Origin of the sequence: Carboxylicivirga sediminis (assembly GCF_018156225.1) — a bacterium.
In the GTDB taxonomy this organism is placed as follows: domain Bacteria; phylum Bacteroidota; class Bacteroidia; order Bacteroidales; family Marinilabiliaceae; genus Carboxylicivirga; species Carboxylicivirga sediminis.
Genome location: NZ_JAGTAR010000024.1, coordinates 45,567 through 68,943, shown reverse-complemented (window position 1 = coordinate 68,943; position 23,377 = coordinate 45,567). Strand labels below are relative to the sequence as shown.

At 40.4% G+C, this 23,377-nt stretch carries 17 protein-coding genes; 13 read left to right on the top strand and 4 right to left on the bottom strand.

Features of this window, described 5'->3' with window-relative positions; translation table 11 throughout:
- The first annotated feature begins 26 nt into the window (after positions 1–26).
- The 7 genes from KDU71_RS15190 (at position 27) to KDU71_RS15160 (ending at position 10,235) form a co-directional block, all read left to right on the top strand.
- Complete coding sequence (locus tag KDU71_RS15190; RefSeq protein ID WP_212191943.1) at positions 27–3,215, top strand: SusC/RagA family TonB-linked outer membrane protein; 3,189 nt, start codon at positions 27–29, stop codon at positions 3,213–3,215.
- Positions 3,216–3,239: 24 nt separating this feature from the next.
- Positions 3,240–4,661, top strand: coding sequence for a RagB/SusD family nutrient uptake outer membrane protein (locus KDU71_RS15185; protein ID WP_212191942.1), 1,422 nt, complete (start codon positions 3,240–3,242; stop codon positions 4,659–4,661).
- Positions 4,662–4,678: 17 nt separating this feature from the next.
- Positions 4,679–5,194, top strand: a complete 516-nt coding sequence (locus KDU71_RS15180; RefSeq protein WP_212191941.1) for a hypothetical protein — start codon at positions 4,679–4,681, stop codon at positions 5,192–5,194.
- A gap of 20 nt (positions 5,195–5,214) precedes the next feature.
- Positions 5,215–6,354, top strand: a complete 1,140-nt coding sequence (locus tag KDU71_RS15175) for a TlpA family protein disulfide reductase (protein WP_212191940.1) — start codon at positions 5,215–5,217, stop codon at positions 6,352–6,354.
- 23 nt (positions 6,355–6,377) lie between these two features.
- A complete protein-coding gene (locus tag KDU71_RS15170) occupies positions 6,378–7,688 on the top strand; it encodes a thioredoxin family protein (RefSeq protein ID WP_212191939.1) in 1,311 nt (436 codons plus the stop codon).
- A gap of 75 nt (positions 7,689–7,763) precedes the next feature.
- Positions 7,764–8,939 carry a thioredoxin family protein gene (locus KDU71_RS15165; protein ID WP_212191938.1) on the top strand — a complete coding sequence of 392 codons (1,176 nt, stop codon included), beginning with the start codon at positions 7,764–7,766 and terminating at the stop codon, positions 8,937–8,939.
- A gap of 177 nt (positions 8,940–9,116) precedes the next feature.
- Positions 9,117–10,235, top strand: a complete 1,119-nt coding sequence (locus KDU71_RS15160; protein ID WP_212191937.1) for a DNA alkylation repair protein — start codon at positions 9,117–9,119, stop codon at positions 10,233–10,235.
- Positions 10,236–10,977: 742 nt separating this feature from the next.
- Here the strand turns inward: KDU71_RS15160 and KDU71_RS15155 are convergent.
- From KDU71_RS15155 to KDU71_RS15145, 3 genes are all read right to left on the bottom strand, one after another.
- On the bottom strand, positions 10,978–12,879 hold the full coding sequence (locus KDU71_RS15155) for an amidophosphoribosyltransferase (RefSeq protein WP_212191936.1): 1,902 nt from the start codon (positions 12,877–12,879) through the stop codon (positions 10,978–10,980).
- Between the two features lie 115 nt (positions 12,880–12,994).
- Positions 12,995–13,438, bottom strand: coding sequence for an SPOR domain-containing protein (locus tag KDU71_RS15150; RefSeq protein ID WP_212191935.1), 444 nt, complete (start codon positions 13,436–13,438; stop codon positions 12,995–12,997).
- A gap of 39 nt (positions 13,439–13,477) precedes the next feature.
- A complete protein-coding gene (locus KDU71_RS15145) occupies positions 13,478–14,320 on the bottom strand; it encodes a universal stress protein (protein ID WP_212191934.1) in 843 nt (280 codons plus the stop codon).
- A gap of 215 nt (positions 14,321–14,535) precedes the next feature.
- Between KDU71_RS15145 and miaB the strand changes: the two genes are divergently transcribed.
- Both miaB and KDU71_RS15135 read left to right on the top strand, forming a co-directional pair.
- Positions 14,536–15,897 carry a tRNA (N6-isopentenyl adenosine(37)-C2)-methylthiotransferase MiaB gene (gene miaB, locus KDU71_RS15140; protein ID WP_212191933.1) on the top strand — a complete coding sequence of 454 codons (1,362 nt, stop codon included), beginning with the start codon at positions 14,536–14,538 and terminating at the stop codon, positions 15,895–15,897.
- Between the two features lie 55 nt (positions 15,898–15,952).
- Positions 15,953–16,300, top strand: a complete 348-nt coding sequence (locus KDU71_RS15135; protein WP_212191932.1) for a carboxymuconolactone decarboxylase family protein — start codon at positions 15,953–15,955, stop codon at positions 16,298–16,300.
- Positions 16,301–16,320: 20 nt separating this feature from the next.
- Here KDU71_RS15135 and KDU71_RS15130 read toward each other — a convergent pair whose 3' ends face one another.
- Positions 16,321–16,665 (bottom strand): STAS domain-containing protein, encoded by a 345-nt coding sequence (locus KDU71_RS15130; protein WP_212191931.1) that lies wholly within the window; start codon positions 16,663–16,665, stop codon positions 16,321–16,323.
- A 230-nt stretch (positions 16,666–16,895) separates the two neighbouring features.
- On the opposite strand from KDU71_RS15130, the gene KDU71_RS15125 reads away from it, so the two are divergent.
- From KDU71_RS15125 to KDU71_RS15110, 4 genes are all read left to right on the top strand, one after another.
- On the top strand, positions 16,896–18,038 hold the full coding sequence (locus tag KDU71_RS15125; RefSeq protein WP_212191930.1) for a 1-acyl-sn-glycerol-3-phosphate acyltransferase: 1,143 nt from the start codon (positions 16,896–16,898) through the stop codon (positions 18,036–18,038).
- Positions 18,039–18,188: 150 nt separating this feature from the next.
- Positions 18,189–20,057: an ABC-F family ATP-binding cassette domain-containing protein gene (locus tag KDU71_RS15120; protein WP_212191929.1), complete on the top strand. Its 1,869-nt coding sequence runs from the start codon at positions 18,189–18,191 to the stop codon at positions 20,055–20,057.
- Between the two features lie 51 nt (positions 20,058–20,108).
- Positions 20,109–22,172 carry an ATP-binding protein gene (locus tag KDU71_RS15115; protein ID WP_212191928.1) on the top strand — a complete coding sequence of 688 codons (2,064 nt, stop codon included), beginning with the start codon at positions 20,109–20,111 and terminating at the stop codon, positions 22,170–22,172.
- 301 nt (positions 22,173–22,473) lie between these two features.
- Positions 22,474–23,373, top strand: a complete 900-nt coding sequence (locus KDU71_RS15110; RefSeq protein ID WP_212191927.1) for a prephenate dehydratase — start codon at positions 22,474–22,476, stop codon at positions 23,371–23,373.
- Positions 23,374–23,377: the final 4 nt, after the last annotated feature.

The window sequence follows — 23,377 nt, the reverse complement described above, 5'->3', positions numbered from 1 at the left end:
TATTGCCAGGTAAAAAATCTACTACCATGCACAAAGCAATATATATAATTGGCCTATGGCTATTAACAATCTCCTCCCTGGTTGCCCAGGATAAAATTAAGGCTTCGAGCTTGCAACCGGCAACCGTGAAAGGACTCATTGTTGACGCTAAAACGGGCGAACCAATTCCGGGAGCTAATGTCTATGTAAAAGAAACCATGCGAGGCGATGTATCCAATATGGATGGCGAGTTTAATATGCTCCAGGTAGTTGAAGGACAAACCATCTGCATCACTTGTATTGGCTGCAAAGACATCAATATTATTTATGATGGACAAGAATTCATCAAAGCAGAACTAATAGAAGATGTAGTGGCGCTGGGTGAGGTCGTTACAGTTGGTTACGGTGTTCAGGAAAGACGCGATTTGACTGGTGCTGTTGCGAAGGTGTCTGCAGAAGACATTGCAGGACTGGCTCCAAGTTTTGACAATGCGCTGGTAGGTAAAGTGGCCGGGGTAAACGTCAACTTGAGTAGCGGTGCACCTGGTAGCGCTACCTCCATTACAATTAGAGGCTTATCATCTCTTAATGCCGATAGCAATCCGTTGATTGTTATTGATGGTGTACCAGTTTATGGAACCGGTAAAACGGTGAATAATATTGATTTTGGCAATGGCTCTATATCCGGAGGTATGATTGGTGGTAATTCGGTTGCAAATGGTTATAGCCAGCAGCCCGAGTTTGAGCGCAACCCACTGGCCGCTCTTAATCCGGATGATATTGAATCCATTGAGATTCTTAAAGACGCCTTCTCTACCGCTATTTATGGCTCAAGAGGCGCCGCAGGGGTTATATTAGTAACAACAAAAAAAGGAAAAAAAGGAAAACCTCAGATAAACATAGGCTACTCGGTTGAGATGAGCCAGCCCATTGCTACGCCGGACCTACTGGATGCGGATGAGTTCAGTGATATTTATACACGCTTCAATCGCTCACAAGGTTATACCGATCAGTTTCCAACAACCTACAATACCAACTGGCTTGAGGAAGTACTGCGCACAGGAGTAACACAAGAAACACGCGCATCAGTTTCCGGGGGAACGGATAATACGTCTTACTACATTAGCTTTAACAACTTCGATCAGAAAGGTTACATCATCAACCAGGACTTCATCCGTAACAGTGTGCGGACCAACTTTGACTTCAGCCCGGCAGAGTGGATCAACTTCGGCACCAACTCATCATTTGCACTGGTTAATAATGCAGCACTTAACAGTCAAAGCGTATACCGCGATGCGATTATGATGTCACCAAACATTCCGGTGTACAAACAGGATGGCAGCTATTTTTACCACACGCCTTTAAACTTTGATTCGGAGAATAACATTAATACAATAACCGGTCACCTGGGTAATCCGGTAGCAACAGCCAACGAGGATAATTACGTAAAAGATACGCGTGTTATTTCCAATTTCTATGCTGAATTAAAGCCATTACCATGGTTACGTTTTAAATCAGAGATTGGTCTTGATATATACAATACCAAGTCTTATAACCGTAACTGGGCTACACCACAAAACACTGGTGGAACAGGAACTAGTGCTTCCAACCAGAACCTGAAATACGTTGTTAACAATGTATTGACCTTAAGAAAAATCACAGACGATCATACGATAAATGCCATTCTTGGCCAAAGCTTTGAAACCTCAGAAGAGAGCCGCACCCGCGTTACAGGCACCGGTTTCTTCGATGATAACGAAAAAAGTATACAGTCTGCAACCGACAAACGGGTACTGGATGCCATCACACAGGAATGGGCGGTTGTATCCTACTTTACCCGTTTGAACTACCGCTATAAGAATCGGTACCTGGCCGGTTTCACCTACCGCATCGATGGCTCATCACGCTTTAGCAAGAATGAGCGTTATCGTGGCTTCCCATCAGTCTCGGCAGGCTGGATTATGTCAGAAGAACGTTTTATGGCTAGCTCCAAAGGCTGGTTAGATGACCTTAAACTTCGAGCCAGCTATGGTTTAACAGGTTTAGACGGCTCCTTTGGTGGCTACTATGGTAACCAGGGGCAGTGGACACGCGACAACCGTACAGTAAATGGTGGTACCCTCATGTACAATGGTGTTCCGCTGTTATTTAATTCACAATCTGTAAACCCTAACCTGGAGTGGGAAACAACCACCTCGTTGGATTTAGGAATTGATGCAAGCCTGTTTAATGGCAAACTGGACATTACACTTGACTATTTCTATAAGCGCACTAATAACTTATTGGCAAGCGATTTGGTGCCTTTATACATGGGATGGAGTGCGCAGCAACAGAATGTAGGCGACATGAAGAATGAAGGCCTCGAACTACTGGTGAATGGCACTATTCTTCAGACAAATGACTGGTTATGGACTGGCTCCTTTAACATTTCCCGCATCAAGGATAAACTACTTCGATTGAATGAAGCAGGTTATCAAATGGCCTCCAATCAAGGACTGGAACGCAAGGTATTTGTCGTTGGCGAAAGCCTGAACCAATTTTATATGTACAACTGGGTGGGTGTAAATCCAATGAACGGTAACCCCCAATGGCGATATGATGACGGTTCTATAAGTGAAGTACCTCCTCAGGGTGTATATGATAGTGATAATCCTTTGGCTAACCGCTATGCAGCCGGCAGTAGCATGCCTGACTTCTATGGGGGGTTCAGCAACCGGATTCAATACAAGAATTGGGAACTAAATTTTGCTTTCTCTTATTCTATCGGTCAAAAGCTTTACAATGGCACACAGGCTACCTTAATGACCTATACACTAACAGATGCCAATAACTTGTCTGAAGATATGCTTGATTACTGGAAAATACCAGGTCATCAGACAGATGTTCCCAAACTGGATAACGCTACTACAGTGTATAAAGATCCAAGGTGGGCCAATAGCGGCTTGAGTGGTTATGATGTCAGTCGCCTTAACGATCGCTTCCTTGAAAATGCTTCCTACTTGCGCTTAAGAAACATCACCCTGGCCTACTCATTTAAAAATAATTGGGTTAAGAAATTATACATGGAACGTATCCGTCTGTATGTACAAGGAACTAACCTGCTAACTATCACCGGTTACAGCGGCATCGACCCTGAAGTGAGTGCCTACGGTTCCAGTGCCTTGTTAAGTGGCTATGACGAGTTAACCATGCCACAGGCAAAAAGTGTAAAATTTGGTGTTGACATCAGCTTTTAATAACAAGCAATAAGAATAGTTAATATGAAGACAAGATATTTTTTCCAGACATTGCTAATCGCGGCTATATTTCTGACGGCTTGTGATAAACAACTGGACCTGGCTCCTGAAGATACTATTATAGAGGATAAAGTTTTTGAGAAATTCACAAGTACTGAATCGGCAGTGGCAGGTACTTACCATATGCTATTTGCGGCGGCCACTAAGGATTATATCATGGCTGAGGCCACTTCGCCAACCTGTAATTACAGTTCGGCAGCCGGCCGTACCTACGATGAGATAAATAATGGAGCCGTATTACCTGAAAACACACAACTACAGGGAATATACGAGGCCTATTATGCAGCTTTAGTACAGGCAAATCTCCTATTATACAAGATACCTGAATTAGGAAAATACGACCAGAACGAGATGCTACAGCACATGGCAGAAGCTAAATTCATCAGAGCATACGCCTACCTGCGTTTACTGGGATGGTATGGTGATGGTGCACTCATGAATGAACCACAAAAAGATGGTGTAGTACTTTACCTTGAGCATTACGATGGCTTTAACCGTGATACGGATATCCGCCCGCGTAACAGCAACCAGGAGGTATTTAATCAGATTATTGCTGATTTGGAGGATGCAATTATCGACCTACCCGAGCCTGGTGAACAGACTGCTGTTGAAACACGCGTGAGCCGTGCCAATAAAGCCACATGCGAAGCACTGTTAGCACGTGTGTACATGTATCAGCGCGATTACACCAATGCGCTTACCTGGGCCGGCAAAGTATTGACACGCACCGAATACCAGTTGGAAGACGATTTACTAAAAGTCTTTCCATTGAATCCGAATGATGCTGTTATTCCATTCTCTAAAGAACACCTGTTTGGTTTCCCGGTGAGTTCTAATGGCGGAAACTGGCAGTTCGGCGGCAACAATATTTATTACACATATAACAATTACTGGTACAGCCAGTCACTAATAGGTACCTTCGCTGATACCGATCTGAGAAAAACCAGCTTAATGCGAGAATTAAAGTATCAGGATAATCCGGTATATGTAACGAACAAATACCCTAATACAAATGGGCGGGATAATCTGACAATAATGCGCTTGCCAGAAGTTATCTTATACAAGGCTGAGGCTTTAGGTCGCACCTCCAATACGGTGACACAGGAAATGATCGATTTATTGAATGAGGTTCATCTAAGAGCTAATCCAACTGAGTCAGGATATACCATCGAGGACTTCGAATCAAACGATGCATTCATCGACCGTGTACTGTTGGAAAATAATAAAGAACTGGCTTTTGAAGGTTGTTCACGTTTTGACCAGTTACGTACCGACAGACCATTGTACAATCCGGAATTACCTGATAATAAAAAGGTATTCCCCATACCATTGCGTGAAGTCCAAATCAGTAATGGTGTTGTAAAACAAAACGAAGGCTATAACTAGATTTTATCCTGTAAATAATGAAATTAAAATGTATCAGATTATACCTGGTAGTGGCAGTTATTGCCTTTTCATCAGGTCTGCAGCTAATGGCGCAAATGCAACCCGCAAAACGCATAGCTCCTAAAGTCATTAAAGGTGTAACCTTAAAGGCATCAACTCATGACGTGTGGGCTTACATTTCATCACCCGGTGATTTTTATGCCTCAATCGAAGAAGTAAAAGACCTAAAATGTTCAGGTAACAAACAAGGTGCACAGATTAGTTTCAGTATACCTGGCGATAAACGCAGGGTGCAGGAAATAAGCGTTCTTGATAACCAGGAACGAATAATGGTCTATTACATCACCCAATCGGACTATTACAACCAGCCTTTGGTGTACCGTATTCTGGTAGGCAGAGATGAAGACAATGCCTATGTGCAGTTCGAAGGCATATTCAGCACTGGCGATGCTACTCAGGATAAGAAAATTGAAAAGCTGATTATCAGCGAATGGATGCTGATGCAAAACAACCTGGAGAAGAAGTTTAATTAGTACCTAAAAAACAAACACATATGAAAGTTAGATTAACACTGGCCTCAATGGTAATTATCCTTTTGAGTGCGTGCAATACACAGCCTAAAGACACAATTACCATCTCAGGAAAAGTAAAGTTTCCTGATAATAAATTCAAGATGTACATCTCGCAATACAGGGATGGCGAAAAAGTGGTGACCGATTCATTTCAGGTGGCTGAAGATGGCAGCTATAGTTACAGCATGAATACCAGCCAGCCGGGGGAATACAACCTGGACTGTCAAAAATGGCAATCGGTACGTTTCTGGGCCGAAGATGAAGATCTCAATATTGATTTCCGGGGCCAGGACACTGCCAAGATTAAAATCAAGAATCCTCCTTACGTATACATCAATGGGGGCCCTAAAAATGAGGTGATGAACCACCTTAACTTTGTTAATTACCGTTCGTACCAGTTGATTATCGGACTCTCACAAACCGTCTACAAAGCTACCAAAGATGTTCCTGAAAAGTATGGCGAGATTGCTGGTCAGTTGTACGGTGTTGCCAGTGATGATGACAGGGCCCGCTTTCGTTTTCTGGCTCAACAATATGCTGACAGAAACAGCGTATTGGCAGTCATCAGTCGCCTGCGCGATAAAACCGATAAAGATATAATCGATCAAACCCTTGCAACTCTAGAAAAGACTAACCCTACTTATCCTCCACTGTTCAAATACATCAAAGACAAGGAAGAAGCCCGGGCAGCTGCTGAAAAGGTGAAACTGGGAAAAGTGGCCCCACACTTCTCTTACCCAACTCCTGAAGGTGTTATGGTTTCGCCTGAGGATTTTAAAGGAAAAATTGTTGTCATCGATTTTTGGGCATCCTGGTGTGGTCCGTGCCGAAATGAAATTCCTCACCTGAAGGAGGTGTACGAAGAATACCACCCTAAGGGAGTTGAAGTATTGAGCGTTTCCATTGATAAAAAGGAGGCCGACTGGCATAAAGCATTGGCAGAAGAAAATATGGAATGGGCTCAGGTATTAGCGCCTAATGCTGGAAAACAAACCATGAAAGACTACCAGTTCAGTGGCATACCGTTTATCATCATCCTGGATAAAGAAGGTAAGATTGTTGCAAAGCAACTTAGAGGTAAGAAGATAGATGAGAAACTAGACGAACTATTATCTAAATAATCAACGAAAAATTAAAATATAAGATGAAAAAACTATTTTCAATATTAGCAACTTGCTCTCTTTTGCTGATTGCTTCCAATCAATTAAAAGCTGAGAATGAAGGTAACGAGGGGATTCAATTCACCCATGACAGTTGGGAGGCTATCGTATCGAAAGCAAAAAGCGAAAACAAAATTATTTTTGCCGATTGCCATACAACCTGGTGTGGTCCCTGCAAAATGCTGGCAAAACAGGTGTTTCCACAAAAAGAGGTAGGCGATTATTTTAATGCCAACTTTATAAATGTAAAAATTGATTGTGAGAAAGGCGAAGGCGTTGATTTGAAGAACAAGTTTGGCGTTTCTGCTTTCCCAACAATGTTATTTATTGACCCAAATAACGAGAAAGTATTGCACCGTGTGGTTGGTTTCCGTCCGGCAGAGGAACTGCTCAAGGAAGCTAAAGGAGCACCTGCAGAAGCTAAGCGAGCCGAAGCATTGGCCGCTGCCTACAAAAAGAATAAGAAGGATTTAAAAACAACAGAAGAATACCTGAGCTACCTTGTAAAAGTCAGTGATCCAAAAGCTGAAGAGGTTACACTACAATATCTTAAGCTGATACCAAAGACGGATTGGCACAAAAAAGAATATTTTTGGTTGATGAGCCGCTATGTGAATGATCCATTCAGCAAAGAGGCGGCATATTTCTATAAGAACAAGGCAAAGTTCGTTGAGGCCAACGGCTTTCAAGGTGAGTATTTCGAATCGGGCATGTACTACAACTATGCCGGAAAACTTACCAAAGTAAATAGCAAAGCCGAATTTGACCAGAAAAAGTTTGATAAGCTGATTAAATTAATGGAGTCGAATGGCTTTGAAGGAATCGAGGGTATTAAGGACTATATCAATCGCGCTTTATTAATTCAGGTTAAAGATTATAGCACCTATATGGATGTGGTTGAAGAGAAATTCTCAAAAGGATTGGCGACAAATCCTAGATACTACTCGGAATCAGGTTTCAACCTATTGAATCAACTTAGGGATTGTCAGGATAAGGCATGTTTTGAACGCGCTTTAAAGCTGATGGATGATGTGGTGGCTGGACAAATGGCAGCCGAAGAACTGGATATGTTCAGTTTATCAATTGCCTATCGCGACAGTTACGGGTTTGCACAGAAGGCTGGGATAACAGGTGAGCGTTTGGCAGTGGCAAAGGCTATGAGCGACTTGTTCGATAACATAGTGCCAAAGCATCGTTTACTGCTTGATAAAACCTACAAGGAGGCTCAAAAAGCTAAAGAAGAAGGCAACACAGGCGGTCGTGCTATTCCAGCTATGAAAATGGGTGGATTTTAGTGATAGGTTAATAATAGGTTTAACACTCAAGCGCCTTGGATATCAATTCAAGGCGCTTGTTATAAACAGTAAAATATGAGATTTATTTTAAGCGTAATTTTTAGCATGGCTTTGTTGAATGGCTTTGCACAATCAAGTGAGGGCATTCAATTCACGCATGGCAAATGGGAAGAAGTTAAACAACTGGCAAAAGAACATAACAAGCCCATATTCATTGATTGCTATACATCATGGTGTGGTCCTTGTAAAATGTTATCGAAAAACGTATTCACCCAAGCAGTAGTGGGACAGCTTTTCAACAATAATTTTATCAACTATAAAATTGATATGGAAAAGGGAGACGGCCCCGCATTGAAAAGCCAGTATAATGTAGCGGCCTACCCAACGCTTATCTGGGTGGATGCTGAAGGCAATGAGCTCCACAAAGTAGTGGGTGCTCCCAATACTGATGAATTACTGCAATTGGCAAACGTAGTGCTCGAAGGAAAAGGATTAGCGGCCTTGAAACGCAACTATCAGGCTTCACCTGAGAACTACGAACTGATGCTAAAGTACATTGAAGCATTAAAAATGGCTTTCGACAGGCAAACCATTCAGCAGGTGTTAAATGGATATTTTACGAAGCACCAAAAAAGTGAACTATTAAACGAGTCTAATTACGTTTTGATTAAGAACTATCTCGATGACATCTACTCTCCGGCTTTTATTTGGTTTGATAAGCACCAGAAGGACTTTAAGGAGCGTTATCCAGCAGAAGAGATCGAACAGAAACTATTTATGAGTTACCTTAGCCATGGCCGAACAATGATTAGTAAAAATGGTGTAGATCAGGAAGGTTATACTCACCTTTGCAAAACACTGAAGAAACGTCGGGTTAAGGACCGTGATAAAATTGTGGCATTTCTGGAAGAGGATATTTATCGAACAGAAAAAAAATGGGATGACTTTATCAGAAAAGTACAAAACAATATTACACAAGGCTATCACGTGGCAAATAATGCCTTATTGTATTACAACTGGGCCCTCGTTATCTCTCAAGATGAGGCAGCCAGATCTGAGCACTTTATGCAGGCTGCAGAGTGGATGGAAAAAGCATTTGAAGTAAGTCAATGGCCACTGGTTAATAACATCGTTTATCTGGAAGAAAAACTTAAAATACTTGTAAAAGCAGATAACACCGGCGATGAAATCAAACAATTGGAAGAACGTATATCGGCTTTAAAGAAGAAGGTAAATAACGAAACTCATTAATTATCTGATTTCATCCTGCCTAAGGCGATTACATGAAACGGGGCAATACACACTATTGCTCCGTTTCTTTTAGATACATTTACTAGCTATAGCGTCTTGATAAGTTGCTTCCCTATTCTTGCAGCTTTATAAGTTCTTAAGTATTTTGCCCCGAACTTTATCCGATAGTATTAACTTATGGCAGATTTATTTAAGAACCTTTACTCACAAAAATTTTTTGAAGCCCTAACAGATGCTTTGCAGAATGTGTTAGAACACTTTGACAAGCAGCAATTCCTGAGAGAAATCTATAATTCAGAGTGGGAGGAGTTGGAATTAAAGCAGCGCATGCATCACATCACCACTATTCTTACCAACTATTTATCGAGCGACTATCCCAAAAGCATTGAACAAATAGAACAAATAATTATCTGGTTAAGGAATAATCGTGTAGAAGACAAGGTAAAATACCCCGACCTGGTATTTATGATCTTCCCACACTATATCGAACTAAACGGGCTGCATGACTTTAAGACATCAATCAGGGCATTTGAAACCATCACACCTTTTTCTACCTGTGAATTAGCAGTCAGGCCGTTCATCATCAAGTATGAAGATAAAATGATGAATGTGATACAGAAATGGACTGCACACCCCAATGAGCATGTCCGGCGGCTGGCTTCTGAAGGCTGTCGACCACGTTTACCATGGGGCATGGCACTAAGACGTTTTAAGCATGATCCTACTCCTGTAATACCTGTTTTAGAAGCCTTAAAGCAAGACGACTCAGCCTACGTAAGAAAAAGTGTTGCCAACAATTTAAACGACATATCTAAAGACAATCCTCAGGTAACCATAGACATTGCCACCAAATGGAAGGGACACTCAAAGAATACTGACTGGATTGTAAAACATGCATGCCGAACATTATTAAAAGCAGGCAACCGGGAAGTACTTGAATTATTTGGCTTTGGTGCACCAGAACATATGGAAGTACGCAACTTTTCTATCACAAACGATAGGATTAGTGTGGGTGATGATCTGGAATTTAGCTTCGAGCTATATAACCATTCTAATGAAAGCATATTGGTCCGCCTGGAATATGCCATTTATTTTCTGAAGCAAAAAGGCCACCACACCCGAAAGGTATTTAAAATAAGTGAGAAAAAATACGCATCGGGTTCAAGCACAACCATCAGCAGGCGACAATCATTCAGGCTTGTCTCAACCCGCAAGTATCATTCAGGCGAGCATTATGTGAGTTTAATTATCAACGGTTCTGAATTTGAAGAAGCGGCATTTACTTTGCAAACCTGATAAAGAGTGTCCATAAAAAAATAGGATGCTAAACCGTTGTTTACCATCCTATTTTTAACCTAACCCAAATCTATGAAAAAAATCTATAAGACAATTTGCAAGTGCTATGCCAGAAATTTAAACTGGCCTGTTAGCGTTTGTTAAATGATATCAATAAGTAATGCTTCTACAACCGCTTTAAATATGATCATCTTTGCAGGCATCCCATACACGATGGCCGTGTCAGATATATAATGACAGCATACGAAATTAATGGCACAAAAAAATGGGATATAAACCGTTGTTTATCATCCCATTTACTAACCTAACCCAAATCTATGAAAAAAATCTACAAGACAAATAGCAAGTGTTATGCCAGAAATTTAAACCAACCTGTTAGTGTTTGTTAAATGATATTAATAAGTAATACTTCCACAACTGATTTAGATACTATCATTTTCTGGCATGCTGTTTTGAGCAAGTGCCGTGATAAAATTATCAGCAGGCAATAAAGCAATAGCACAAAAAAATGGGACATAAACCGTTGTTTATCATCCCATTTACTAACCTAACCCAAATCTATGAAAAAAATCTACTAAGTAATTAACAATTGCCGTGCCACATTTTGCAAGAACGTGTTAGCAAACATTAAAGTATGTAATTAAATGTACATATATACATTATTAAATATCGTTTAAATAAAAAACCCGCCACCTGAATTTTTGTTCAGTGTGACGGGTATATTTTTAAACTAATTTATTTCCTAGTAGGCTCTGCCGGTATTCCCCTCAACAAAATTAATAAATGAGGTATTAACCACCTTGTTACCTCCTGGTGTAGGATAGTCACCTGTGAAATACCAATCTCCATTATCGTCGGGACAAGCAGCATGCAAGTTTTCAACCGACTGATATACCAACTCCACATCTGCCTCAATATCTTCAGGACGCAGCATTTCAGCTATTTTAGCCGAAACCTGTTCTGCCGTAAACGGACGATAAATTTCCTTCACATGATTGACGATTTCTTCTTTTGGTAAGAATTGCTGCTCCTTACACTTCTTATAAACTTCGTCAATAATATGCGTACGACCTGACTCATTCAATAGCTCAACAGCTGCAGCAAAGGCACAAAAATCTTTCAGCTTAGCCATATCAATACCATAACAATCGGGATAGCGTATTTGCGGAGCCGATGAAACAACTATTATCTTTTTAGGATGTAAGCGGTCTAAAATGCGAAGTATACTCTTTTTTAGGGTTGTACCACGCACAATTGAATCATCGATAATCACCAGCGTATCCACCCCGTTTTTAACAATACCGTATGTTACATCGTAAACATGTGCCACCATATCATCACGACTATCGTCATCAGCAATGAAGGTACGCATCTTCACATCCTTAATAGCTATTTTTTCAACACGTGGCTCCAGGCTCAGTATTTTATCCAGCTTATCTGCATCTATATCAGAACCCATATCCAATATCTGCTGCTTCTTCACCTGATCCATCTCACGACGAACGCCTTCCATCATGCCATAAAAAGCCGTTTCGGCTGTATTAGGAATGTATGAGAACACGGTGTTCTCAATGTCATAGTTCACTTTCTCAAGAATGGTTTTAGCCAGCAAACGTCCCAGCTCTTTTCGCTCTTCATATATTTTTCGATCGCTGCCGCGCGAAAAATAAATACGCTCAAACGAACAAGAACGACGCGTTTGTGGAACACGTACCAGTTCTTCAGTCACTTTACCATTTTTCTTAATGATTAAAGCATGCCCTGGCTTAAGTTCCTTCACTTGTACCGAACGCACATTCATAGCTGTTTGTATCACCGGACGTTCCGAAGCAACCACCACAATCTCATCATCAGCATAATAACAAGCCGGGCGAATTCCCCATGGATCACGGGTTACAAAAGCATCACCATGACCTACTACACCGGCAATGGCATACCCTCCATCCCAACGGCGGCTTGAGCGCTCAAGTATTTCACGGATGTTTAATTCATCTTCAATACACTGAGAGATTTCACGGTTTGATTTACCCTCATTCTTATATTTCCTGAACAACAGCTGATTCTCTTCATCAAGAAAATGACCAACGTTCTCAAGAATTGTTACCGTATCCGTATAATCTTTCGGGTGCTGGCCTAACTCGGTCAACGACTGAAAAATTTCATCAACATTGGTAAGGTTAAAGTTACCAGCCAATGTTAAGTTACGCGAACGCCAGTTGTTCTCTCTTAGCACAGGGTGCACATAGTCAATGCTGTGGTTTCCGAAAGTTCCATATCGTAAGTGCCCCAAGTATAGTTCACCGGCAAATGGCAAGTGCTCCTTGGCATAGACGGGATCATTCAGCAGCTCAGGATTTTTCTCTTGCTGCTTAATAAATGGCTCATTAATCTTCTCAAACACATCCTTAATCGGATTGGCTTTGTTTGAGCGGTGTCGCGAGAAGTATTTCTGTCCGGCCGGCTGATCTATTTTCAGGTTAACAGCACCAGCTCCATCTTGTCCCCGGTTATGCTGTTTTTCCATCAAAAGATAGAGCTTATTCAGGCCATAACGCCACGTCCCATACTTCTCCTGATAATACTCAAGTGGTTTTAGCAAGCGGATAAGAACAATCCCACACTCGTGCTTAATTTGGTCACTCATGATTTTTCCCTCTAAAAAATAAAGCGCAAATTTATTTCTATTTTTCTAATCGCCAACACGACTTTTCAAAAAAGAAAAAGCCGGAAATTTTCCGGCTTTGCATATTATATCTCAACTAAAATTTATTCATTTTAACATTCCCATCCTTCACAATGTAGCAGTGAGGAAACAACTCCCGCAATTCGTTCAACAACGGTAAGGCCTCGTGCTTATGTCGATAATTCCCTACACGCACTCTCCAATTCGGTGATGTAAAAGATAAATCAACATCCTGGTCTGGAAATTTATTCAACAACTTACTTTTTACTTGTAAGGCATTTCGTTTACCAGTTGGTCCCTGTCCTGAAAACAACTGAATACGCCAGCCTTCGACGCCTTCCATACGCCTGTTAGCCTCCACTTGTATATTCACCAAGTCCTCAACACCCTCTTCATCATGAATAGTGATTACTCCCTCTCCTGCAACATGCTCCTGCAAGCTATTTACCAGAGTATTGTCTGTTTGCCCAAAGGCAAATACCGGACCTAACAGTAGAATAAGTACAATAAAGTTCTTCATTATTATCATTCTTGTTGCCCGGCAAAGATAATCATTAGATTAATCTTTTGTAGGAATTACCAGCACAGGTTTTAAAGATTTATTGATTAAATCATTGGTAAACGATTGAAACACTCGGACAAATGGATTATTAGCATGGTGCACATGGGTTGTTATCAAATCAATTGCATTCTCCTCTGCATAGTTCATCAGGTTTTCGGAAAAGTCCCTCCCTGTCAGCTGTGAGTGCTTAACCTCCACCCTGGCTCTTTCAACAACAAATTTCTCTACCTGCTTTACAAATGCTTTCATTTGCTCATTCATCCAATCCAAATCCGAAGTTTTTAATCCAACCACGTGAACCTTAGCATCAAACAACTTGGCCACACCGGCAATAGCGGGCACTTTCTTTCGGCTGGCAATACTATAATCTACAGGTAGCGCAATACTTTTAATGGCATGCTTAAGCTGCATACGTTTATTAACAACCAATACCGGACAAGGAGCATGTGCTACCAACCGATAGGCAGGGCTTCCAACCCACCTTGAAGTGATGCTCTTATCTTCGTGAGAACCTAACACAATAATAGTTGTATCGCCATACCTGGCCTGATTAGCTATTTCTTTCACAATATTCCCCTCTCTTATTTTGTAATCGAAAACGCCACAACTAACCTTATATTTATGTATGAACCGCCGGTGTAATTGTTCGGCCCAGGCTTCCACATCCTGATTTAGCCTATCATCAGCTTCATTCGTCGAGAAGAAAGGGATAATGACTGAATCCGTTTTAACATGAATAACACGCATGTTAGCATTTAAGTGATTGGCTAAGTCAATACCAAAATCAAGGGCAATGATAGATTCTTCAGAAAAATCAACGGGTACAAGTACTTCTTTCATGATGTGGTGATTTAAGTTAACAGTGTTGCTTAAAGGTAAGAAATAGTGTTTTAAATTGCTAGAAATGAAAGCATACGAATCGTTTCCAAAATATGGAATTAAAATTATCATCTTGCATCATTTAACACATTTACACTTGCCAATAAGCCGACAAGCATTAACTTTGCAGCTTCTAAAAAAATGACAATCAAGAAGTAAAAAATAATACCGGACAAATGATGGAGTTTAGTGCAGTAAAGCCTTTAATTAGCAGTAAGAGCGGAAAGAAACTCTTTATTGAAACATACGGCTGCCAAATGAATGTGGCTGACAGCGAAGTAGTAGCATCGGTAATGGAGATGGATGGATATGGAGTTAGTTATGACATTAATGATGCTGATGCCATTTTTATTAATACTTGCTCAATAAGAGATAATGCTGAACAGCGTGTGATGGGACGATTAAAGCAGCTAACCGCGATGCGTAAGCAAAAGCCCAATCTTATTATAGGTATTATTGGCTGTATGGCTGAACGTGTTAAAGAAACATTATTTGAACAAGGTGCCAATATAGTTGTAGGGCCTGATGCCTATATGGACTTGCCAAACCTTATTGGCATGGCAGAAAGGGGGGACAAAGCCATAAATGTTGAATTATCAACCAGTGAAACCTATGCTGAGGTGATTCCCTCACGATTGAGCAAGAATAAAATCTCTGGTTTTGTGTCAATTATGCGGGGGTGTAATAATTTCTGTTCATACTGCATTGTACCATATACTCGCGGACGTGAAAGAAGCCGTCAGCCAGAAAGTATTAAGAAAGAAATTCAGGATCTTTACGACAAGGGCTTTAAAGAAGTGACCCTGCTTGGGCAAAATGTCAATTCCTACCATTATGAGGCTGAAGGTTGTAACCCTATGAGCTTTTCCGGATTATTAAACTTTGTAGCCGGTAATTTTCCTCAAATGCGTATCCGTTTTACCACCTCTCATCCTAAAGATATGAGTGATGAAACACTTGAGGTAATGGCGAAGCATCACAATATTTGCAAGTTTATTCACCTGCCGTTACAATCAGGTAGCTCCCGCATCCTTAAGCTTATGAACCGCAAATACGATCGGGAATGGTACATGGACCGCATTGAAGCTATTCGCCGAATATTGCCAGGATGCGGTCTTTCAACTGATGTCTTTTGTGGTTTCCACAGCGAAACAGAAGAGGACCACCAGCAAACCCTTAGTTTGATGAAGTGGGCTGGCTATGATTCAGCGTTTATGTTTAAATATTCTGAGCGTCCTGGCACCTATGCAGCCCAGCACCTGGAAGATAACGTACCGGAAGAAGTAAAAGGTCGTCGTTTACAGGAAATCATTGATTTACAAAATCAGCTATCGTTTGAAAGTAACCAACGAGACATTGGCAAAACCTATGAAGTACTCGTGGAAGGCACTTCTAAAAAATCAAAAGAAGAGCTGTATGGTCGCACTTCACAAAATAAAGTAGTAGTGTTCCCTAAAAAAGATTACCAAACAGGTGATTTGGTTCAAGTGGTCATCAAAGAAGCCACACAAGCTACCCTTAAAGGTGAAACCCTGTAATTGAATTAATAACCCCTGCTATAAGCATTAGCTGAAGCATTTAACCAACAACAATATGAACGAAAAGGTTAAAGAATTTCGCGAGTACCGAGCTGCCATGAATGAAAAAATACTGGCGGCTGATAACAAAGTGATGAAGCGTATCTTTAATTTGGATACCAACACCTACATGGAAGGAGCATTATCAACCAAAGTGAAAGAAATGCTTGGTTTAGTCAGCTCCATGGTGCTGCGCTGCGACGATTGCATTAAGTACCACCTGGAGAAATGCCAGGAGCAGGGTGTAACCACTGACGAAATGATGGAAATATTTGCCGTAGCAAACCTGGTTGGTGGAACTATTGTTATTCCACACACACGCAGGGCTATCGAATATTGGGAAATTATAAACCAGGAGGCCTAAGCCTCCTGGAATCCTTAACTTCAAACCATTAATAGGTCATCAGAAAAGGGCTTTGGACGGTCACAAAAAAAGAAGTAATTGTCGAGGTCATACTTTTTCATTGACTTAAGCACTCCCTCCTTCACGTTAAACAAGCTCAGCTGACTTTGATTCATTTCCGACAAACGCTGACCTGCCATTAAAGTATTCAACCCCTCTGCATCAACATGCTCTACCTTTTCTAAATCCACAAACAGATTAGTAAAAGGCCTCTTTAATATATCCATCATTTGATTTTTGAAGTCTTTAGAAGTATTTAAATCTAAATTCTCCTTTCTTTCAAAGGATATTAACGTGGTGTTCTTAAAAACTTTTACTCGTATCATAATCTTGGGCGTTTACATCTCACATTTCAAGTCATGTGCCAAAAATTCTTTTACCCTGATTATGTGCACTTTAACTTTTTTAATATTGTAAAATTGTCCGCAATGAAGAATTTATTCCATTTTTTGGATTTTATCCATTATTTGAATAGTTTGTAATTGAGTTAACGCAGATTTAATTTCGTAAACAGGAATGTTTGCCGTAATTTTGCTGCAAACATTATTAAACAGAAATGGTAAACGAATTAAACTTTGACTCTATTCGTCCTTACAATGATGATGAGATTCATGAAGTGTTTGAGCGACTAGTTAATGAAGTCAATTTTTTAGGATTAATCAATTTCCTGTACCCTAATTTCTCTACTAAAGATTTTCTGAATAAGCTACTGAGTATTCAATCTATTAAAGAATTCCAGACTGAAGTTATTTATCCCTATGTGAAGGAAGTTCTAAGGACCACCACTAAAGGTATTACTCACTCAGGCTTTGAAAATCTGGATCCGAAAGGTCATTATCTTTTTATATCAAACCATCGTGACATTGTGTTAGACTCAGCCATCTTAAACATCCTGATGGTTGAAAACGGTTTTAACACTACTGAGATAGCCATTGGCGACAATCTGTTAATTTACCCGTGGATTACTGATTTGGTGAAGCTAAATAAGTCATTTATAGTACAGCGTAATTTACCAGTGCGACAGATGATGGAAAGCACTAAACGCCTGTCATCTTACATCAGGCAAACGCTAACAGAGCGTAACCAAAGCATTTGGATAGCTCAACGTGAGGGACGCTCGAAAGATGGTGATGACCGAACTCAAGTTAGCCTTTTAAAAATGCTTAACATGAGTGGCAATGGTAGCTTCTCAAATAATTTCGAGGAAATAAACATTGTACCTCTATCTATATCGTACGAATACGATCCTTGTGATTACCTTAAGGCACATGAATTCCTGATGAAGCGGGATAATCCCGATTTCAAGAAAACCCAGGATGACGACCTGAAGCATATGGGGGCCGGCTTGCGGGGCCGAAAAGGAAGAGTACATTTTGGATTTGGGTCACCAATTAAAAAAGAATTGAGTGAACTCGAAGCATTGGCTAAAAACGATCAGTTGCAGGCCTTAGCCGAGCTTATTGATAATCAAATCCACAGCAACTATAAATTCTATCCTGGTAATTTCATTGCTGATGATTTATTTACCAACCATCAGCGTCATATCAACAAATATACCGATGAGGATAAAAGCACCTTTTTGGCCTACCTGGATGAGCACCTGTCGCGAATAGATGGTGATAAAGACTTTTTATTTAACACACTGCTTGAAATGTATGCCAATCCGGTAAAAAATTTCTACACCTGCGAAGATAAATAGCATATTAATATCTTATAAATCAGAGCCTGCCTTAATAAAAGCGCAGGCTTTTTTATGCCAAACAAAAAGCAACTTGTATAGCCACTTTGCTTTTCTTCACTGGTAAATTAGCCACATTATCTTACCTTTGTACCCACGTAAAAACGGGTTATGATTAATTATCTTTCTGTCGAGAATCTGACACAACATTGGGGCGACGTTCGCCTGTTTAATAATATTTCATTTGGATTAAATGAAGGCCAGAAAGTGGCATTAATCGCCCGTAACGGTGCTGGTAAAACCACCTTGTTAAACATTCTGGCAGATATAATGCCGGCAAATGAAGGCCGAATAACACTTCGAAATGGCTTAACCATGGGCTACCTTCCGCAAGATCCATACCTGAACAAGAGTCACACGGTAATTGAAGAAGTGTTTAACGCTGAAAGTGAAACGGTGCAAACCATCAAAGCCTACGAACAAGCCATCGAAAGCAATGAACAGGATGAACTAGGTGCACTTATCGAGAAGATGGATGCTTTGCAGGCCTGGGATTACGAACAACGCATCAAGCAAATTCTTTCACAGCTAAAAATTACTCGATTCGACCAACCAGTTGCTGAACTTTCTGGTGGTCAGCAAAAACGCGTTGCGCTGGCTAGCATACTAATCAGCGAACCAGACTTATTGATACTTGACGAACCTACCAACCACCTCGATTTAGAAATGGTTGACTGGCTGGAGCAATACCTTTCCAAGTCAAAAGCCACGTTACTAATGGTAACTCACGACCGATATTTCCTTGATCGCGTTTGTAATGAAATCATTGAGCTGGACGATGAAACCATTTACAGATACCAGGGCAACTACTCCTATTTTCTGCGTAAAAGACAAGAGCGACTGGCCAATAAAAAAGCAGAAATAGAAAAAGCGCGTAACCTGCTTAAAACTGAACAGGAATGGATGAACCGCATGCCCCAGGCCAGAGCCACCAAGGCTAAATATCGAATCGATGCCTTCTATGATTTAAAGGATAAGGCACACCAAAATATTAATGAGCAAAACCTTGAAATTGGCATTGCACAAGCGCGCCTTGGCAAAAAAGTGATTAATCTGCACGGCATCTCCAAGTCATTTGACCAGTTGCAGCTAATTAAAGATTTCTCGTATAAATTTGCTCCTTTCGAAAAGGTAGGTATCGTTGGTAAAAACGGAACTGGTAAATCTACCTTTCTGAACATACTAACCGGAGCCCTTCAACCCGATGCCGGTGAAGTTGAAACCGGTGAAACAGTAGTATTTGGCTATTACCGCCAGGAAGGCATTAAAATTGACGACAACAAAAAGGTGATAGAGGTTATCTCGGATATTGCTGATGACATTTCACTTGGCGAAGGCAAGCAGATGTCTGCCGCTCAGTTCCTGCGCTACTTCCTCTTTCCCAACGAAATGCACTATGTACAGGTCAATAAATTAAGTGGTGGAGAAAAAAAGCGCTTACTGTTGATGACGGTATTGATTAAGAATCCAAACTTCTTAATTCTGGATGAACCAACCAACGACCTGGATATATTTACTTTAAATGTTTTAGAAGATTACCTGACCAATTTTAAAGGTTGTGTGATAGTGGTGTCTCACGACCGTTACTTCCTTGATAAAGTGACCGATCATCTCTTTGTATTTGAAGGCAACTGTTCCATCAAAGATTTTGTTGGTAGCTACAGCGACTATAACCAGCAGAAAAAAACACTTGAGCGCAATCAGAGCAAAACTGAGAAAAAAGCCAAACCTCAGGAAAAAACGAAAACTGAAACGAAAGCAAAAAAGCTTAGCTATAAAGAAAAACGTGAACTGGAGCAACTGGAAGCAGACATAGAGAATCTTGAAAATCAAAAAGAAGCACTGCAAAACGAGCTTAATTCGGGCACACTAAATTCTGATGTTCTGGTTGAAAAATCTAAAGAACTCTCGGAAGTAATGGAGCATTTAGATGAGAAAGAATTACGCTGGCTCGAACTAAAGGAGATAGAAGAACAATAGGGCTTGATATAAATAGCTGTAAATTACTATATTTGTGCAGCTTTTGTGAAAATGACCCAAAAAACACTCATCATACTCAGCTTTTTAATAGGTAGTTATATCCCTGCTATAGCCGCCGTCAATAAAAAAAGCATAAAAGTTGGTGTGCACCACAATCCTCCTTTATGTAGCATTGACTCCAGCCATCAGGCCAAAGGCATCTTCATTGACATCATCAATAATGTTGCGGCCATTAACAATTGGCAGATTGAATACATACCTACATCAATAGCTAAGGGCTTTGACGACATACAGTATGGCAAAATTGATCTACTGACTTCTGTTGCCAAAACCAAAGAGCGAGAGCAATTAGCCTTATTCAATAACGAAACAATATATACCAACTGGGGTGTCATTTATTCCAATAAGCACACAAATATTGAAAACATTATTGACCTTAATGGAAAAGTAATCGCACTTGAAAAAGGAGATATCCATGCTCAGGCATTGCTTAAATTACTCGATGACTTTAATCTGAATGCTCAGGTTGTATGGTGCAATAGTCTGGATGAAGTATTTGACAAAATTATCAGCAACGAAGCTCATGCCGGGACCGTAAATAAACTATATGGCTATCAGCAAAATATGGACCAGCAACTGAAAGCTACATCCATTTTTTTTAACCCGGTTAACCTTCAAATTGCAGGCGGGCCGTTAGCTGGCATTCTACTCAATGATTTTGATGAGGCATTGCTTCGGATAAAAGAGAACCAACCCGATTTTTTTGAGCAAACCATCAACAGATGGCTACTGGAAGAAGAAACAACCAACAAGCCACTTTACAAAGTTCTCCTGATCGTATTTTTCTCGCTCATTCTCATCTTGCTAATCATTCTATTTTTTCAGAGAAGAACTGTAAAACTGAAGACTCGCAGGCTTAATGAAGCGCAAAAAGTAGGGGCACAAAGAGCAAAAACCATTAAACAGCTCGAAAAGGAAAAAACGCTTATTCTTAATAGCCTGGACGAACAGGTCATATTTATGGACAATGACTACAACCTGGTTTGGGCCAATGATGCTTTCAAGAAATCATCAGCTATTCCGTTTGAACAGGCGGTGGGCCGAAAATGTTACCAAGTCTATTTTAATCAGAATAAACCATGCGACTTTTGCCTATACAATACATGCCTTAAAACCAACCGAACAGAAGTACGAGAGCATGTAAATTCGCGAACCGGAAAAATATATACTCACAAAACCCACCCTGTATTTGATGAAGAGCAGCGTCCCATAGGATTTGTCGAAATCCTGTCAGATATCTCAGACAAGAAGAAGCATGAAGAGGAATTGATTGCTGCCAAAGAGAAGGCCGAACAATCGGACTATTTAAAATCAGCCTTTCTGGCCAATATGTCGCATGAAATTAGGACACCGATGAATGCCATCATAGGCTTTTCTGAACTATTGGAAGATGACACCTTATCGCATGATGAGAAAAAAACCTACCTGAACATCATTCAGTCAAACGGCAATCAACTCCTCAAACTCATCTCTGATATTCTTATTTTTTCGCAGATAGAATCAGGTCATGTCAAGTTACAATATGGCTCTATTAATATCATGGACTTTCTAAATGATACCTTTAAACAATTTGAAAGTGAAGTCAGTAAATCCAATAAACCATTATCCATCGAATTAAATGCTCAAGTTGATAATGACTTAAAGCTTGAAACTGATGTTGTAAGATTCAAACAAATTGTTTTTAATCTGCTAACCAACGCCATTAAATTTACCAATGAAGGCACCATTACCATTAGTGCCTATTACAGCGAACCTGATAAACTAACCGTATACGTTAAAGATACCGGCATTGGCATACCCAAAGAGAAGCACAAAGACGTTTTTAAACGCTTCTCGCAGGTGCAGGATAACAATATGCGAAAAGCATCAGGTACAGGCCTGGGCTTAACGATTGCCAATGATTTAATCAAACAATTAGGAGGCTCATTATGGCTCGAATCAGAACCTCAGAATGGCAGCACATTTTTTATCACCCACCCCTTAAATCGTTATAAACTAGCAAAAGGAGGAGCTGTTATTGAGTCGCAGTTATTGAATAGCAAGCAAGAGTCTTAGGACGGTTGAATATTCCACATTCTTCAATCAACTTACAACCTCTAAGAATTCAACTGCCAATAGCGTCAAATTATTTTTTTTACATTTTATCTGGTCACAATTTTGCGTTTGCGAATATATTTATACATTTGCATCGTATAATGAACAAAGCAATGATAGCACACTCTTTCTTTTATAACTTTTATTATTTCTTTTTTAGCAACAGTTAAAGAGGTGGGCTTTCTATGATTTAAACGAAACAAAATAAAATATTTAAAACCCGCCTCTTACAGGCGGGTTTTTTTATATCCATTATTCAGTCATGAGCAAAACAGCAAAACGAATAGCCATACAGGGGTGGCCGGGAGCCAACCACGAAATAGCTGCAAAAGCCTATTTCGAAGATGAAAACATTGAAGTCGTTCCTTGTCTTACCTTCCCCGATTTGTTTGATACCCTTAAACAAGACAGGGATTGTTATGGCATCATTGCCATCGAAAATACTTTGGTAGGCAGTCTACTTCCCAACTACACTATGTTGAAAGATAGCGATCTGGTGATTATTGGTGAATATAAACTACGTATAAAACACCAGTTTCTGGCCTTACCTGGGCAATCTATTGAAGAAATTAAAGAGGTGTACTCTCATCCGATGGCCATAGCTCAATGCGAAGCGTTCTTTAAGAATTACCCACATATTAAGCTTATTGAATCAGAAGATACAGCACTAAGCGCCAAGCGCATTGCCGACGAGCAACTCAAAGGTGTTGGAGCTATTGCATCTGAACTAGCTGGTGAAATGTATGAACTGGAGACCCTGGCCAAAAACATTGAAACCAACAAAAAGAATTTCACCCGCTTCCTGATTATCTCTGACAGAGGTAAAACGGAGAACGATGAATTGCTGGAACAAAACAAAATCAATAAGTCGTCCATCGTATTCTCATTGCCACACGAAGAGGGCAGCCTGTCAAAGATTCTCACCATACTGGCCTTTTACAACATCAACCTAACCAAAATACAGTCGCTGCCTATTGTCGGGCAAGAATGGGAATACCTGTTTTATGTGGATTTGACCTTTACCGACTATAAACGCTACCTGCAATCGCTGGACGCCATCAGACCATTGACCAAGAAATTAAAATCGTTGGGCGAATATGCAAGTGGCAAACAATCGTACCCGGTTCATAATGGAGATATTGAAACAGCACATTCAAATTAAGCAT

Excerpts from the sequence above, each read along its gene's own strand:
- KDU71_RS15155 (WP_212191936.1), bottom strand. The coding sequence starts at position 12,879 with ATGAGTGACCAAATTAAGCACGAGTGTGGGATTGTTCTTATCCGCTTG.
- KDU71_RS15160 (WP_212191937.1), top strand. The coding sequence starts at position 9,117 with ATGGCAGATTTATTTAAGAACCTTTACTCACAAAAATTTTTTGAAGCC.
- KDU71_RS15150 (WP_212191935.1), bottom strand. The coding sequence starts at position 13,438 with ATGAAGAACTTTATTGTACTTATTCTACTGTTAGGTCCGGTATTTGCC.
- KDU71_RS15190 (WP_212191943.1), top strand. The coding sequence starts at position 27 with ATGCACAAAGCAATATATATAATTGGCCTATGGCTATTAACAATCTCC.
- miaB (WP_212191933.1), top strand. The coding sequence starts at position 14,536 with ATGATGGAGTTTAGTGCAGTAAAGCCTTTAATTAGCAGTAAGAGCGGA.
- KDU71_RS15170 (WP_212191939.1), top strand. The coding sequence starts at position 6,378 with ATGAAAAAACTATTTTCAATATTAGCAACTTGCTCTCTTTTGCTGATT.
- KDU71_RS15110 (WP_212191927.1), top strand. The coding sequence starts at position 22,474 with ATGAGCAAAACAGCAAAACGAATAGCCATACAGGGGTGGCCGGGAGCC.
- KDU71_RS15145 (WP_212191934.1), bottom strand. The coding sequence starts at position 14,320 with ATGAAAGAAGTACTTGTACCCGTTGATTTTTCTGAAGAATCTATCATT.
- KDU71_RS15165 (WP_212191938.1), top strand. The coding sequence starts at position 7,764 with ATGAGATTTATTTTAAGCGTAATTTTTAGCATGGCTTTGTTGAATGGC.
- KDU71_RS15125 (WP_212191930.1), top strand. The coding sequence starts at position 16,896 with ATGGTAAACGAATTAAACTTTGACTCTATTCGTCCTTACAATGATGAT.
- KDU71_RS15115 (WP_212191928.1), top strand. The coding sequence starts at position 20,109 with ATGACCCAAAAAACACTCATCATACTCAGCTTTTTAATAGGTAGTTAT.
- KDU71_RS15130 (WP_212191931.1), bottom strand. The coding sequence starts at position 16,665 with ATGATACGAGTAAAAGTTTTTAAGAACACCACGTTAATATCCTTTGAA.
- KDU71_RS15120 (WP_212191929.1), top strand. The coding sequence starts at position 18,189 with ATGATTAATTATCTTTCTGTCGAGAATCTGACACAACATTGGGGCGAC.
- KDU71_RS15180 (WP_212191941.1), top strand. The coding sequence starts at position 4,679 with ATGAAATTAAAATGTATCAGATTATACCTGGTAGTGGCAGTTATTGCC.
- KDU71_RS15175 (WP_212191940.1), top strand. The coding sequence starts at position 5,215 with ATGAAAGTTAGATTAACACTGGCCTCAATGGTAATTATCCTTTTGAGT.
- KDU71_RS15135 (WP_212191932.1), top strand. The coding sequence starts at position 15,953 with ATGAACGAAAAGGTTAAAGAATTTCGCGAGTACCGAGCTGCCATGAAT.
- KDU71_RS15185 (WP_212191942.1), top strand. The coding sequence starts at position 3,240 with ATGAAGACAAGATATTTTTTCCAGACATTGCTAATCGCGGCTATATTT.